Source organism: Dellaglioa sp. CoH-56-MRSF-12 (assembly GCF_056782075.1).
In genome coordinates this window covers 1-249 of the sequence record NZ_JBXAYD010000144.1, presented here as the reverse complement: position 1 = coordinate 249, position 249 = coordinate 1, and the positions used below count along the sequence as shown (strand labels likewise).

The 249-nt window shown below is 65.1% G+C and carries 1 pseudogene; it reads left to right on the top strand.

Annotation, left to right across the window (positions count from 1 at the left end):
• A pseudogene (locus tag AC1RPY_RS08095) lies at positions 1-249 on the top strand (hypothetical protein); the annotation flags it as partial.

Genomic DNA, 249 nt, shown 5'->3' with positions numbered 1-249 from the left:
CTGGTCAACCTGTTCTCGGGCGGCGCTCTCCTCAAACTCTCGATCTTCGCGCTCGGCATCATGCCGTACATCACCGCGTCGATCATCGTGCAGCTCCTCCGCGTGGTCATCCCGCGCTTCGAGACCCTCTACAGGGAGGGCCAGGCCGGCCAGGCCAAGCTCACGCAGTACACGCGCTATCTCACGATCGCGCTGGGCGTCCTCCAATCGACGACCCTCATCACCGTCGCCCGTTCGGGCGCCCTCTTC